The sequence below is a fragment of the Rhodospirillales bacterium genome (assembly GCA_023898785.1).
Lineage (GTDB): Bacteria > Pseudomonadota > Alphaproteobacteria > Micavibrionales > Micavibrionaceae > TMED27.
On the sequence record CP060239.1, the window covers coordinates 1,149,867 to 1,164,642 of the forward strand.

General features: G+C 50.6%; 15 protein-coding genes. 12 read left to right on the forward strand and 3 right to left on the reverse strand.

The window, feature by feature from the left end; translation table 11 throughout:
- Positions 1-18 precede the first annotated feature (18 nt).
- Genes H6859_05825 through fliI form a run of 3 tightly spaced genes read right to left on the reverse strand, consistent with a single transcriptional unit; the run spans position 19 to position 1,922 of the window.
- Positions 19-444, reverse strand: a complete 426-nt coding sequence (locus H6859_05825; protein ID USO04687.1) for a flagellar FliJ family protein — start codon at positions 442-444, stop codon at positions 19-21.
- Positions 437-595, reverse strand: coding sequence for a hypothetical protein (locus H6859_05830; protein USO04688.1), 159 nt, complete (start codon positions 593-595; stop codon positions 437-439). Before H6859_05830 ends, H6859_05825 begins: the two co-directional genes overlap by 8 nt.
- Positions 588-1,922, reverse strand: coding sequence for a flagellar protein export ATPase FliI (gene fliI, locus H6859_05835; protein ID USO04689.1), 1,335 nt, complete (start codon positions 1,920-1,922; stop codon positions 588-590). Before fliI ends, H6859_05830 begins: the two co-directional genes overlap by 8 nt.
- A 117-nt stretch (positions 1,923-2,039) precedes the next feature.
- On the opposite strand from fliI, the gene H6859_05840 reads away from it, so the two are divergent.
- The 12 genes from H6859_05840 to H6859_05895 all read left to right on the forward strand — a co-directional run bounded on the left by H6859_05840 (position 2,040) and on the right by H6859_05895 (position 14,681).
- Positions 2,040-2,447 carry a hypothetical protein gene (locus H6859_05840; protein USO04690.1) on the forward strand — a complete coding sequence of 136 codons (408 nt, stop codon included), beginning with the start codon at positions 2,040-2,042 and terminating at the stop codon, positions 2,445-2,447.
- 151 nt (positions 2,448-2,598) lie between these two features.
- Positions 2,599-3,300, forward strand: a complete 702-nt coding sequence (locus H6859_05845; GenBank protein USO04691.1) for a response regulator transcription factor — start codon at positions 2,599-2,601, stop codon at positions 3,298-3,300.
- Positions 3,301-3,394: 94 nt separating this feature from the next.
- Positions 3,395-3,943, forward strand: coding sequence for a CDP-diacylglycerol--glycerol-3-phosphate 3-phosphatidyltransferase (gene pgsA, locus H6859_05850; GenBank protein ID USO06712.1), 549 nt, complete (start codon positions 3,395-3,397; stop codon positions 3,941-3,943).
- 9 nt (positions 3,944-3,952) lie between these two features.
- On the forward strand, positions 3,953-5,029 hold the full coding sequence (locus H6859_05855; GenBank protein ID USO04692.1) for a quinone-dependent dihydroorotate dehydrogenase: 1,077 nt from the start codon (positions 3,953-3,955) through the stop codon (positions 5,027-5,029).
- Entirely contained in the window at positions 4,980-6,314 is a 1,335-nt protein-coding gene (locus H6859_05860) for an EAL domain-containing protein (GenBank protein USO04693.1), read from the forward strand. The genes H6859_05855 and H6859_05860 overlap by 50 nt, the downstream gene beginning before the upstream one ends.
- A 70-nt stretch (positions 6,315-6,384) precedes the next feature.
- Positions 6,385-8,220, forward strand: coding sequence for an ABC transporter substrate-binding protein (locus H6859_05865; GenBank protein ID USO04694.1), 1,836 nt, complete (start codon positions 6,385-6,387; stop codon positions 8,218-8,220).
- Entirely contained in the window at positions 8,221-8,991 is a 771-nt protein-coding gene (locus tag H6859_05870) for a 3-deoxy-manno-octulosonate cytidylyltransferase (GenBank protein USO04695.1), read from the forward strand.
- Positions 8,988-9,605 carry a histidine phosphatase family protein gene (locus H6859_05875; GenBank protein ID USO04696.1) on the forward strand — a complete coding sequence of 206 codons (618 nt, stop codon included), beginning with the start codon at positions 8,988-8,990 and terminating at the stop codon, positions 9,603-9,605. Before H6859_05870 ends, H6859_05875 begins: the two co-directional genes overlap by 4 nt.
- Before the next feature lie 2 nt (positions 9,606-9,607).
- On the forward strand, positions 9,608-10,714 hold the full coding sequence (locus tag H6859_05880; protein USO04697.1) for a microcin C ABC transporter permease YejB: 1,107 nt from the start codon (positions 9,608-9,610) through the stop codon (positions 10,712-10,714).
- A gap of 127 nt (positions 10,715-10,841) precedes the next feature.
- Positions 10,842-11,867 (forward strand): ABC transporter permease, encoded by a 1,026-nt coding sequence (locus H6859_05885; protein USO04698.1) that lies wholly within the window; start codon positions 10,842-10,844, stop codon positions 11,865-11,867.
- A 342-nt stretch (positions 11,868-12,209) separates the two neighbouring features.
- A complete protein-coding gene (locus H6859_05890; GenBank protein USO04699.1) occupies positions 12,210-13,409 on the forward strand; it encodes an amidohydrolase in 1,200 nt (399 codons plus the stop codon).
- A 219-nt stretch (positions 13,410-13,628) separates the two neighbouring features.
- Positions 13,629-14,681: a hypothetical protein gene (locus H6859_05895; GenBank protein ID USO04700.1), complete on the forward strand. Its 1,053-nt coding sequence runs from the start codon at positions 13,629-13,631 to the stop codon at positions 14,679-14,681.
- Positions 14,682-14,776 lie beyond the last annotated feature (95 nt).

The window sequence follows — 14,776 nt, forward strand, 5'->3', positions numbered from 1 at the left end:
GGCCTCCTCGCAATGACGCTATTCATCCCTTTGCTGCCGCCGATACCCTTCAATGGCGATTTCATCGAGTTCGCCGGACTCTTTTTTGTTGCGTTCTTTTTCTTCCTCGTTTTCACGGGCTTGCTGCGTAAGTTGGATTTTCTTGAGTTCGGCAAAGGCCGCGCGCATATCTTCGCGGGCGATTTCGATGCGCGATTCCAGGACCGTAGCGGCCTCGTTTATCTCGATGACGCGCTCCTTGACCGCTTCAGAATAGGGACCAAAATAAGACAACATTTCGACACCGAATTCCTGGATTTTTTCTCGCTCTTCATCGAGTTGATTGAGCAGCGTGGTTTTCTGATTCTCCAGCTCTTCGGCCTGCCGGTACAGCTCGGCCACGAATTTTTGCTTTTGATCAAGAGCGTGTTTATGAACGCGGATTAATCCGTTGAGTTTAGCCATGGTGATTATACCCCATCGCCTGTAATATTTTATCTAGCCCCCATACGGTATTGGTTTGCACATCATAAAACACAAAAAAAGCGAGATTGACCAGCACGATCAGCGCCATCAGCCGCCATAGTTTAACCTTACGTTTGCTCTTCTTAGCCATATCCTACCCCTAAGATGCGGGCGAGGCGGGCGAAGCTTTCGTCAATGGTGGTACGCTCGTCTTTATGCTGGGTGAGGAATTCTTCGATCTGAGGATAGAGCACCAGCGCCTCGTCCACCGTAGAATCCGAGCCACGCCGGTATGCGCCGAGGCGGATCAGCTCAGCCATGTCTTCGTAGGTGGTCACGACTTGTTTGGCGCGTTTGATGATTTCGTTTTGCTCGTCGGTGAGGATGGCGGGCATCGAGCGAGACACGGATTTCAGAACATTGATCGCCGGGTAGCGGCCACGGTCAGCAATCTCACGGTTCATCACAATATGCCCATCGACGATTCCGCGCACCGCATCGGAGATAGGCTCGTTATGATCGTCGCCCTCGACCAGCACGGAAAACAGCCCCGTAATGGAGCCTTCGCCTGGCGCTCCGGGCCCGGCGCGTTCCAAGAGCCGTGAAAGTTCTCCAAAAGTGGTGGGCGGATAGCCCTTGGAGGTGGGAGGCTCTCCTGCGCTCAGTCCGATTTCACGCTGGGCCATGGCAAAGCGGGTGACAGAATCAATCAGAGTGAGGACCTGACGGCCTTGCGATCTAAAATACTCGCTGACCGCCAGCGTCATATAGGCAGCCTGACGGCGCATCAGGGCCGGTTCATCACCGGTTGAAACGATCACGACCGAGCGCGCGAGGCCATCGGGACCGAGATCATCTTCGAGGAATTCCTGCACCTCGCGCCCGCGCTCGCCGACGAGGCCAATCACGGAAACATCGGCCGCCGTATAGCGCGCCATCATCGAGAGCAGAACGGATTTTCCAACGCCGGAGCCGGAGAAAATGCCCATACGCTGGCCCTGACAGGTAGCCAAAAAGGTGTTGACCGCACGCACGCCAAGATCAAGTTGCTTGCCGAGGCGCTGGCGCGAATGGGGCGACGGCGGTTTGTTTTTCAGCGGGACCGGATAGCCGCCTTGGGGCAGTGGCCCGAGACCGTCAATCGGCTCGCCCATACCGTTAATCACCCGGCCAAGCCAGCGTTCATCCGGAGTAATGACGGGAGGCGTATCCTGAATATAGGCTTTGCAGCCCAGCCCAATACCATCAAGGGTGCCAAAAGGCATCAGTAGCGCGTGGCCGTCTTTGAAACCGACAACCTCGCAAGGGACGTTAAGATTTTTATTGGGACGCAGATGTACATGCGCACCGATTGACAGGCCAGCGCCAAAGCCTACGATTTCTACCAGCAGGCCGAGGATCTTCGTAACCTCGCCATAGGTTTCGGTTTGCGTGAGGCCCTTGATGCGGGCATCCATTTGCTGTGCTAAACGGTCCATGGTTTCCAGTATACAGAACGCTTTTCAAAAAACGAATGGAAATGACGGCTCATAAAACGCTTGCATTGGTTATGGGTTTTTTATTATACATAATATTAATAATTTGGATATATTCACATGGACGTCATTATTGTTACGGACATAGAGCGCGCGCAAAGCGGTTCAGATGGCTTTTTGAATTGCCTCAAAAAAGCCTTTAATAAGCGGGGCGTTGTGCATCGGATGGCAAGCTATGATGGCAGGGAGTATGACTGGATCACTGAGGCACCCCAACATGCGGTTGGTGTTGTTGTTGCTGATATGAGGGCTTTGTCAGGTGGTATCACTCCGTTGCAACTTCTTGTTAGTTCTGTTCGGAACGTTCCCGTTCTAGCTATTTCAGACGGCAGTATTCTTGCTGACGCAGAAAATATGGCGAAGAACGCCGGAGCGAAAGATTTTATGCTGATAGAAAAAGGGGCTATACAGATTGCAGAGAAAGCTCTTAAAATTGCACAACAACCACCCACCACCCCTGCGCCGTAAAGAATATCCATCCCAAATAAAGAATTTGTTAACCTTGTTAATATTTGTTAATATAGTTGTTAAGAAAGTTTAACGCGGCATGGTGCAACGCCCCCCTCGTAAAACTTGAAAACGAACTGAACAGATCGAAAAACACAAGGGAATCAATACCATGCGCGTACTCCTCGTAGAAGACGACACCTCAACCGCCAAAAGCATAGAATTAATGCTGAAATCCGAAGGCTATATCATCGATACGACCGATTTGGGTGAAGATGGGCTGGAAATCGGGAAAATTTACGATTACGACATCATTATTCTCGATTTGATGTTGCCGGATATGGATGGGTATGATGTTTTGAAGGCGTTGCGCGATGCGAAGGTGGAAACACCGATTTTGATTCTCTCGGGCCTGACGGAGCTTGACAATAAAATCAAAGGCTTAGGGTATGGCGCCGATGACTACCTGACAAAGCCGTTTGACAAGCGCGAGTTGATTGCGCGGATTCAGGCGATTGTACGGCGCTCTCAGGGCCATTCACAGAGCATTATCGAAACCGGCAAGGTTAAGGTTAATCTGGATACGCGCACGGTTGAAGTTGCCGGTTCGCCTTTGCATCTGACGGGCAAGGAATACGGGATTATTGAGCTGCTATCCTTGCGTAAGGGCACGACGCTGACCAAGGAAATGTTCCTGAACCATCTTTATGGCGGGATGGACGAGCCGGAAGTAAAGATTATCGATGTGTTTATCTGCAAGCTGCGCAAGAAAATTCAGGATGCGGCTGATGGTGACAACTATATTGAAACCGTCTGGGGCCGCGGCTATGTGCTGCGCGACCCGCAAGCGGCCAGCCAAGCGGCGAGCGGGTGATGGAATTTAGGAACATTGGAATCTTAGAATATTGGAACGAATATGTTTCGTTTTTTCTAACATTCCAAAATTCCAACATTCTAATGTTCCAATGATGTGGACGATTCCGAATATATTGACGATTGGCAGGATGGCTTTGCTGCCGGTGATGGTGGCGTTGTTCTTCCTGCCGTTCGCATGGGCGGCGTGGACGTGCCTTGGCCTTTATATCATCGGCGCGGTGACGGATTTTCTTGATGGATGGATTGCGCGGCGCTTTAACCTGCAGAGCGAATTCGGCGCGATGATCGATCCGATTTCCGACAAGGTTTTTGTCGTCACCATTATGCTGATGCTGGTGGCGGTGGGGCGGATCGACGGGCTGATGGTTTTATCGGTCGTTATTATTATCGTGCGGGAATTTACCGTTTCGGGGATGCGTGAATATCTTGGACCAAAAGGCGTCAAGCTTCCCGTGACCAGGCTGGCGAAATGGAAAACAACGCTGCAGATGGCGGCATTGGGTTTTTTGATCGTCGGGCCGTATGTTTTCCTTGCGACACTGATCGGAAATATCACGCTGGCGGGCGCGGCGGTGCTGACGCTCATCACCGGCTGGGGATACGTGAAGACGGGCATGGATTTTATCAGAAAAATGCCTTAAACCAGTAATATGGTTGACGTTTATAAGCTTGCTCGTCCGTTTGTATTTTTGATGGCGCCTGAACAGGCGCATAAGGCAGTAATTCACGCTTTGAAAGCCGGACTGGTCCCGTCTGCGCCGAAGATTGATGCACCCGAGCTGGAGCAGACCTTATGGGGGTTAAAGTTTCCCAACCCGGTCGGGCTGGCCGCAGGATTTGATAAGAATGCCGAGGTTATTGGTCCGGCCTTCAAGCTTGGGTTTGGATTTGTTGAGGCCGGCACAGTGACACCCAGACCGCAGCACGGCAACCCGAAGCCGCGCATTTTTCGTGATCCTTCCAGCGAAGCGGTGATCAACCGGATGGGGTTTCCCAATGCCGGGATGAACGCGTTTAAGGCCAATCTTGAAAAATTCCTTAGCCAAAAAGATCGGCCACGCGGCGTTGTCGGCCTTAATATCGGGATGAATAAAAGTCAAAGCGACCCGGCGAAGGATTACAGCGCACTCATCAGGATGCTGGGGCCGATGGCCGATTATATGGTGATTAATATTTCTTCACCCAATACACCGGGTTTGCGCGATTTACAAAGCCGGGAGCCATTGCTTGAGCTTCTGGCCATTGTCAAAGAAGAGCGGCACAAAGCCTGCGGCGAACATCCGCCGCCGGTGCTGGTGAAACTGGCGCCTGATCTGGATGAGGGACAGCAGGAGGAACTGGCGCAGGTTGCGTTAGAAGCTGAAATAGACGGGGTGATCCTGACCAATACGACGCTGGAGCGGCCAGCTGGCTTGCCCAGCGATTTTGCCGCCGAAAAAGGCGGGCTGAGCGGCCAGCCTTTGGGCGATAAATCTACGGGCATCGTGCGCAATTTTTATCGCCTGACCAAGGGGAAAATCCCTATAATTGGCGCAGGCGGTGTGGGCAATGCTGCTCAGGCCTATGAGAAAATAAAGGCCGGGGCGAGTCTGGTTCAGCTTTACAGCGCCCTGGTTTATGAAGGGCCATATGTAGCCAGCGCTATTAATCGCGGGTTATTATCACTGCTGAAAGCTGATGGTTTCGACAACATTGCTCAAGCCGTGGGGGCCGATCATGGCGCGTAAAAAACAACAGCGCAGGCAAAAGCAAACAAAGCGCGGATTTAAGAACTGGCCGCGGGCGTGGCTGGTTGCGGGCGTGTTTGGGGCGACGCTCTGCATTATGCTGCTGAGTTTTATTTCCATCCCGCTGGCGCTCTTGGGACTGGGGATTTTCGGGCTGATGGGCATAATTGAAACCGAAGCGCATGAGCGCAGCTTTTGGCAACAGGCCGCATCGTTTAAATTTAAAACACTGAAAGACAGACAAGACGCACTTGTAAAAGACATGGCAAAAAATACGCGCGACATTGAAGCGCTTAAATGCAAGGTCCGTAATGACGACCCATGTGAGCAACCGCAAGCCGCCGTGGCAAGCGAAGATATGCCGAGCAAGCGTGCACCTTTACCCCTTGGTCTGGATTACAAAGAATTGCCTCGCTCTCCACGGGCGGTCAAACCGCGTAGCCGCGCTCCAATCATACCGGCACAAAATAGCCGCGAAAATTTTGAAGATTTGAGCGATAGCATTGTGCGTGAGCTGGTCCATCATGCTTTGCATGAAGAGCGCGTCGATGTGTTTGTGCAACCTATACAGCGCCTGCCCCAACGCCAGACACGTTTTTATGAAATGTTTGCACGCATTCGTGCACGGCCCGGTCAATATCTGCCTGCCAGCCGTTATATGGCGATTGCCGAGCAGGATCATCTTGATGATAAAGTTGATAATCTATTGTTGCTGCATTGCCTGAAAACTTTAAGCGAAAGCGCACATATCAAACGCGCCGCACCGTTTTTTATTAATGTTAAAAATACGACATTAAAGAATGGAGCGTTTATGAAACGCCTGCTTGGTTTTGTCGCGAAAAACCGCGAACTGGCGCCACGGCTTATTTTTGAAATCCGTCAGCGTGATTTTGATGATATGCCTCCGGCGTTACTGGAAATTATGCGCGGGCTGGGAAGGCTCGGATGCAGCTTTTCGCTCGATCATGTCGGCAGCTTGCAAATCGATGTGGCGGATTTACAGCACTTCAAAGTGCGCTATGTAAAGATTGACGCGGCGCAATTGCTAGCTGCTGCGCAAAATGGCGGAAAAGAATTTAGCGCGCTCCATAAAGCAAAACGAAAACTTGAAGCTAATGGCATCGGCGTGATTGCGACTAAAATAGAGAACGAAGAGCAAATGCGGAAATTGCTCGATTTTGATTTGCATTACGGGCAAGGGTATTTATTTGGCAAGCCGGAGCTGGAAGGCGCGTATAAGGATCGCACCCGAACACGGCGTGGCGGCAATACGGATGTGGCGTGATCACCTGCTTGTGCGAGAATAAATTTACGTTAGTGTGTTTTCACTTCAGGAAAATATTAAAGGATTTGAGATGAGATTTTTACTGTCTGTTTTTGCGTTGCTGTTTGTGAGTTTTCCTTCTCGGGCGGAAACGCCGATGCAGAATGCACCCGCGCCTGCCCCGGTACATGCTATTGCGCTGCACGGCATGCCGAAATACGCCGCCGATTTTACGCATGTGGATTACGTGAATCCGGATGCGCCTAAAGGCGGGACGCTCAAGCTTAACGCGATAGGCAGTTTTGATTCTCTTAATCCGTTTATTGTAAAAGGTACGCCAGCAGCGGGGCTGAATTTTTTGCGCTCAGGTCTTGTTTATGAAAGCCTGATGCAAAATGCGTGGGATGAGCCCTTCACGCTGTATGGCGTTCTGGCCGAAAGCATTGAGATGCCTGAGGATAAGGGCTGGGTGGCGTTTAATTTGCGCCCGGAAGCCAAGTGGGCCGATGGTGAGCCGATTACGGCTGAGGATGTCGTATGGACGTTTGAGACGCTCACCAGTGAAGGCCAGCCGTTTTTCAAAGCCTATTACGGTGATGTTGAAATGGTTGAGGCGATGAATGAGCGGCGGGTGAAATTTACCTTTAAGGTCGCAGGCAATGCCGAGTTGCCTCTGATCGTTGCGGAAATGGCCATTTTGCCGAAGCATTACTGGATGACAGATGGACGCGCGTTTAATCAAACTTCGCTGGAGGCGCCTTTAGGCAGCGGGCCATATAAAATCGGCACGGTTGAAGCCGGACGAAAGATTGAATATCTCCGCCGCGATGATTGGTGGGGCAAGGATTTACCCTTGTTTAAAGGTTTCTATAATTTCGACCGGATTGAATATGATTATTACCGTGACAGTAATGTCGCACTGGAAGCCTTTTTTGCAGGCGAGTTTGATGTGCAGATCGAAAATACCGCCAAGTTGTGGAATACGGCCTATGATGCACAGCCTGTGAAAGACGGGCGGATTGTGAAGGAAGAGATAGACAATGCGCGCCCTGCCGGGATGCAGGGGTTTATCTATAATATCCGCCGCGATGTGTTCAAAGACAGAGCCGTGCGCGAAGCTTTGTCTTACGCGTTTGATTTTGAGTGGTCGAACAAGCAATTTGCTTACGGCACCTATACGCGCACGGATAGCTATTTTGAGAATTCGGAACTGGCTTCTTCGGGATTACCGGAAGGGAAAGAGCTGGAATTGCTGGAGCGCTTTCGCGGGAAAATACCGGATGAGGTGTTTACAAAAACCTATGCACCTCCTGTGAGCGACGGGTCAGGCAATGCGCGCGCGAATCTGCGTAAAGCCACAGGGCTCCTTAATGAAGCCGGATGGGTTTTAGAAACCGACGGTGTGCTTGCAAAAGACGGCGCCAAGCTCGAGTTTGAAATTCTAGACGCAAACCCGATGTTTGAGCGCTGGGTATTACCGTTTATCAAAAATCTGGAGCGGATTGGCGTGAAGGCGAATTTCCGCGTGGTGGACAGTGCACAATATCAAAACCGGATGAATGCATTTGATTTTGATATGACTATCAGCGGGTTTGGGCAATCAAGCTCGCCGGGCAACGAGCAACGTGATTTCTGGGGCAGCGAAAAGGCGGCGATTGAAGGTTCGCGCAATTATATCGGCATTCAGGACCCGGTGATTGATCAGTTGATTGAAGAGCTGATCCAGACTTCCAGCCGCGAGGATCTGGTGGCGCATGTCCGGGCAATGGACAGAATTTTGCTGTGGAATCATTATGTGATTCCGATGTGGCATTATCCGAAATGGCGGATTGCGCGCTGGACACATATCGAGCGCCCCGATCCACTGTCAGACATTAGCCCGCTCATTTCTGACACATGGTGGGCAAAGCGGAAAGGTGCGCAGTAGATGAAAACAGCGATTGTTATTCCTGCGCGCTACGGCTCAACACGGTTTCCGGGCAAACCCTTGGCGCAGATCGGCGGACAGAGTATGCTTTCGCGCGTCGTGGATTTAGCGCGCAGCATTGAAAATGCGGATGTATTTGTAACTACGGAAGATCGGCGTATTGCCGATCATGCGACCGCGTTGGGCGTGGAGTGCGTGATGACACCCGATGATTGTCCAACCGGGTCGGATCGGGTTTTGGCTGCGCTAAGGCAATGCGATGAAATGCCCGATTTTGTGGTTAATCTTCAGGGCGACGCGCCGTTTACACCGCTAAGTGTTTTGCAAGCCCTGATTAAAGCTTTTGAAAACAACCCGGAAGTGGTGACGCCTGTGCACCGCCTGAGTTGGGATGATTTTGATCGTCTGCGCGAAGCAAAAAAAACAACGCCGTTTAGCGGTACAACTGCAATTGTCAAAGACGGGCGGGCTTTGTGGTTTTCAAAAAACATTATCCCGGCGATCCGCAAAGAAGACCGCAGCGCTTTGCTCTCTCCCGTCTATCAGCATATGGGGCTGTATGGGTTTCGTGTTGATATTCTTGAGCGGTTCTGCGCCTTGCCTCAAGGATATTACGAACAGCTTGAGGGGCTGGAGCAACTCAGAATGCTGGAAAACGAAATTGAGGTCACGGCTGTGCCCGTTGATATTGATCAAGGCCAAATTCAATCGGGAATCGACACGCCGGAAGATTTGGCACGGGCAGAAGAGATGTTGAAGGCCTTGTCATGACCACGCTGATCATCGCTCGCCATGGAAACACGTTCGGCCCTAGGGATACGCCGACACGGGTGGGGCGGCATACCGATTTGCCGCTGGTCGAAAAGGGGCGCGCGCAAGCTAAAGCGATTGGACATTACCTCAAAGAAAACAAGATGATCCCGGATGTTGTTTATGCTTCACATTTAAAACGTACGATTGAAACGGCGGAAATTTCTATTCAAGAATCAGGTGTAAGCAATCCGGTTTATCAGCTTGGTATTTTTGATGAAATTGATTACGGGCCGGATGAGAATAAGGTCGAGGCCGATGTGATCGCGCGGATTGGCAAACAGGCCCTTTCGGATTGGGATGAGCATGGCCTTGTGCCCGACGGGTGGAAGGTTGATCCTGATGCAATTATCCAGAACTGGCATAATTTTGCCGATCAGATTGCCGCGCATGATGACGATGAAACAGTGTTGGTTGTGACCTCGAACGGCATTGCGCGCTTCGCCCCGCATATTACAGGGGATTTTGAGGGCTTTGCGGCCGGACATAGCATTAAGCTCGCCACAGGCGCCTTGGGGCTGTTGAAACATGAAGATGGACTCTGGCGTGTGCTGGACTGGAATGTTAAACCTTAAGCATGGCTACGTATATCTTTAAACGCTTGTTATTGATGCTCCCGACATTGTTCGGGATACTGCTGATTTCGTTCGTGATTATCCAGTTCGTGCCCGGCGGGCCGGTGGAGAAAATGATCGCGCAGTTGCAGGGCCATGACATGGAAGCCACGGCGCGTTTTGGCGGCAGCTCAGGCGGTGGCGATGCTGTGGGTGCGATGAGCCAAACGGCGACGGGTCAAGGCAGCAAATATCGCGGAGCGCAGGGACTGGACCCGGAATTTATCGCCGAATTGGAAGCTTTATATGGTTTTGACAAGCCAGCGTATGAGCGGTTCTGGATTATGCTCAAGAATTATGCGCGTTTTGATCTGGGGACGAGCTATTACCGGGATATTGGCGTTTTAGATCTGGTGCTGGAAAAGATGCCGGTGTCGATTTCGCTGGGGCTGTGGAGTACGCTGATTATTTATCTGATTTCGATTCCGCTGGGGATTAAGAAGGCGGTGCGGGATGGGACGCCGTTTGATATCTGGACCAGCGCAGCGGTGTTTATCGGTTATGCGATTCCGTCCTTCATGTTTGCGATTTTGTTGATCGTGGTGTTTGCCGGAGGGCGGTATTTCGACCTTTTCCCCTTGCGCGGTCTGGTGTCCGACGGCTGGGAGGAAATGAGCTTTATCGAGCTGGCGCTGGATTATATGTGGCATATGGTATTGCCGATTGCCGCGATGGTTATTTCGGGTTTTGCGTCGCTGACGCTGCTGACGAAAAATTCCTTTTTGGATGAGATTAACAAGCAATATGTGCTGACCGCGCGGGCTAAAGGCTTGAGTGAAAAGCAGGTGCTGTACGGGCATGTGTTTCGTAATGCGATGATTATTGTGATTGCCGGGTTTCCGGCGGCGTTTGTGTCGATTTTCTTTACCGGGGCGTTGCTGATTGAGGTGATTTTCTCACTGGATGGTTTGGGCCTGCTGGGCTATGAGAGTGTGATTAACCGTGATTATCCGGTCGTTTTGGGCACTCTTTATATCTTTGCGCTGATTTCGCTGGTCATGCATCTGATCCGCGATATTGTCTATGTGATGGTCGACCCGCGCATCGATTTTGAAGCGAAGGCGGCGTGATGAATTTAAACCACAGAGACACAGAGGCACAGAGTTTTTATATCGTCATTGCGAGCGCAGCGAAGCAATCCAGTCTGGATTGCCGCGTCGGCCTCGCAGGCCTCCTCGCAATGACGGGGGAAAAAGAATGACCTTCTCCCCTATCACACAGCGTCGCCTGTCACAATTCAAAGCCAATAAGCGTGGCTTTTGGAGCTTTTGGATTTTTCTGTCGCTTTTGGTGATTGGTCTGGGGGCGGAGTTTATCGCCAATGACAAGCCGATCCTGATCCGTTATGACGGTGGGTATTATTTTCCAACCTTTCAACATTATCCGGAAACCACCTTTGGCGGAGATTTTGAGACGGAAACGGAATATCGAGATCCGTTTGTCATGGAATTGATTGAAGCCAAAGGCTGGATGGTCTGGCCGCCGATCCGTTATTCGTACGACACGATTAATTATAATTTGCCCCAACCGGCCCCCTCCCCGCCAACCGGAGAGAATATTTTCGGCACCGATGACCAAGGGCGCGACGTGGCGGCGCGGGTTTTATACGGGTTTCGTAATTCCTCAACATTTGGCCTGATTCTAACGCTTATCAGTTCCATTATCGGAATCGCTGTAGGCGCTATCCAAGGATATTATGGCGGCAAGATTGACCTTATTATGCAGCGCGTCATTGAAGTCTGGAGCAGCATGCCGCAACTTTACATTCTTATTATTTTTTCATCCATATTTGTTCCTGGATTCTGGGTTCTTCTTTGGATCCTGTTGCTTTTCTCCTGGATTTCATTAGTGGATCTAGTCCGTGCAGAATTCCTGCGGGCGCGGAATTTTGATTATGTGCGCGCGGCCCGGGCGCTGGGCGTGTCCAACCCGGTGATTATGTGGCGCCATGTGCTGCCCAACGCAATGGTTTCAACCATAACCTTTATGCCTTTTATCCTGACTGGAGCGATTACAGCCCTTACAGCGCTTGATTTTTTAGGCCTAGGCATGCCGCCCGGTTCGCCCTCTTTAGGGGAAGTGCTCCGGCAAGGAAAAACGAACCTTCAGGCCCCATGGCTGGGAATCACAGCCTTCGTTTCCCTCTCTTTAATGCTTACACTGCTGACTTTTATCGGTGAAGCGGTGCGTGATGCGTTTGACCCGCGGAAGACAACACTGTAATTTTTTACAACATAAACGCTATAAAATCGTTGCATTACATCACTAATGTATGTACATATCAGGTGACCCTAATGTATTTAAGTTTATTTGGAGCGCATCGTGAACCCCTTGGCTGAGTATTTTAAAAAACAACAAATTCTCGCGATACTAGAAAAAAACCAACGCCTTAGCGTTGCTCCCTCCCCTTCTGAAACAGCCACAGCCCCCTCTGACGCTGAAGAATCATCTGAAGCTAGTTTAAATATGGCTGAAAATGCGGCATCTCCAATTCTGACCTAGCGTTTTTCTTTATAATTAAAAGCCTGCTTGAACTTTGCCCCACATCAGATTAGTTAAGTCTTTATGAGCGCTTCTATTCGTAATTCTATTCAGACTTTAAAAGACGAGATCGCAGAGTATCGGCAGGCACTGCACGAAAATCCGCAAACGGCGTATGAGGAAACCTTTGCTTCAGGCCTCGTGACTGAGAAGCTGACAGAGTGGGGAATTCCTTTTGAACGCGGAATTGCTGTGACAGGGATTGTTGCAACGATTGAGGGCGAACGGAATACTTCCGGCAAAGCGATTGGCCTGCGCGCCGATATGGATGCACTGGATATTGAAGAGGCTGATAACAAGCCGCACAGATCAAAAAATCCGGGCAAGATGCATGCGTGCGGACATGACGGGCATACGGCCTGTTTGCTAGGTGCGGCAAAATATCTGTCCGAAAACCGGAATTTTGACGGCAGGGTACATCTGATTTTTCAACCGGCCGAGGAAGGTGGACGCGGAGCACATCGTATGATTGAAGAAGGGTTGTTTAAGCGCTTTCCTTGCGATTCCATTTACGGTCTGCATAACTGGCCGCAGCTTCCTAAAGGTACGGTGGCGACGCGGCCAGGCCCGGTCATGGCCAGTGTGGATATTCTGCATATCGTGGTTAAGGGTAAAGGCGGGCATGCCGCTATGCCGCACAAGGTGGTTGATCCAATTGTAACAGGATCTCACATCATCACGACGTTGCAAACACTGGTCAGTCGTTATAGACCTCCGACCGAGCCGGTCGTGCTGTCAATCACGTATTTTAATGCCGGAACCGGCGCGCATAACATCATCCCCAATGAAGCCAGGCTGACCGGAACTTTGCGCACCTATGACGAGTCTTTACGTCAGGCTCTTAAGATTAAAATCTGTGAGACCGCGCGCGGAATTGCCAAGGCCATGGGCGGAGATATTGAATATGAATTTCTGGAAGTTCTTGATCCGACCATCAACACTCCTCAGGAAACTGAGTTTTGCGCGAATATAGCGAGAGAGATTTTTGGCGAGCATAATGTGGATGCGGATGTAACGCCCTCACTGGGCGGAGAGGATTTTGGGCGGATGCTGTTTGATATACCGGGCTGCTATATCTGGATGGGGCAAGGCGAAGAAGACCCTGAATCAAACCATAGCCAGGGGCTGCATACGCCGTGCTATGATTTCAATGACGAGATTATACCATTAGCCATTGAATACTGGGCGCGGATCGTTGAAAAAACACTGCCGTTGGAAAAATAAAATTGACAAGTACAGACCTTTTACGCTTTATAGCGTTTATGAACAACGCTGTTGCACATACAACTACCCGACGACGCCCTCGCTAATCATATCGATTTAAGCGGGCGTTTTTTGTTGCCTTAACATTTTTCGGTAAAATATGAACGCTTAAACGGTATGGACTCTTGAATGAGAGGCTAAAGCGTTGCATTGTGTCGTAACCTATAAGAAATTGAAAACATGACAAAAATAAATATTGATAAAATCGCGTCCGTGACAACCAATCTAGCGCTTAAGCACGAGGAAAAGCTTACCGATAAACTCTCATGCGAGATGGGGACGGTACTGGCGGTGCAGGTACTGGAAGACAAGAGCATTTATAATGAGCTGGAGCTGCCTACCGGGCGGATGAGCAAACTTAAGAAAGGTGATATACTTGCCGTGGCGCTGGGTAACAGGATGGCGTTGAAAGGCTTTGTCGGACGGCTGCCGAAGAAGCTTAAAGTTGACGATATTATTCATCTGTTGAATTTTGGCGGCGTAGCAGGCGTTTGCACGAGCGCCAATGTGCACGAGGTTGGCGAACCGCTGCGAATCCGTGTATTGGGCGGAATTGAGCGTAAAGGCAAACTGCTCAATATCGGGCAAGCCGCCTTGTACAAGCCGGTGCAGAGCATGAAGAGCAACGTGCCGCTAATCATTACAACCGGAACTTCGATGGATAGCGGAAAGACAACGGTGGCGATTGAGATTGTCAAGACGCTGACCCGGATGGGTATGAAGCTGGCCGGGGCAAAACTGACGGGTGTCGGGGCGGCGCGCGATTTGTTTAAGATGCATGATTACGGCATTTATAACGGTGTGTCGTTTGTTGATTGTGGGATTACATCAACTGCACAGATGCCTGACGCCGAGATGGTTGCCGTGGCCAAGGGCGCAATTGATCATTTATCAAAATCCAATCCTGATGCAATTATGATTGAATTCGGTGACGGGCTGATGGGGAAATATGGCGTTGAAGCCATCTTGCGCGATCCGCAAATTCAGAAAAATGTGCGCTTTCATATTGGCTGTGCGCGTGATCCGGTCGGGGCGATTGGGATGGCTGATTTTTGCGAACAGATCGGTTTGCCGATTGATTTGATGAGCGGACCGGTGACGGACAACCAGGTTGGGAAAGATATTTTGAAAGAACGGAAAAATATGATGACCTATAACGCGTTTAGTCCGGACAATGCATGGCTGGATCTGGTGATTGCCCGCTGGGCCGTGGAGTACCAGGATGCGGCCTAGTCCTTATAGATACAACGTCATTGCGAGCATAGCGAAGCAATCCAGAGAAGAATGTGTAAAACTGGATTGCCGCGTCGCTGCGCTCCTCGCAATGA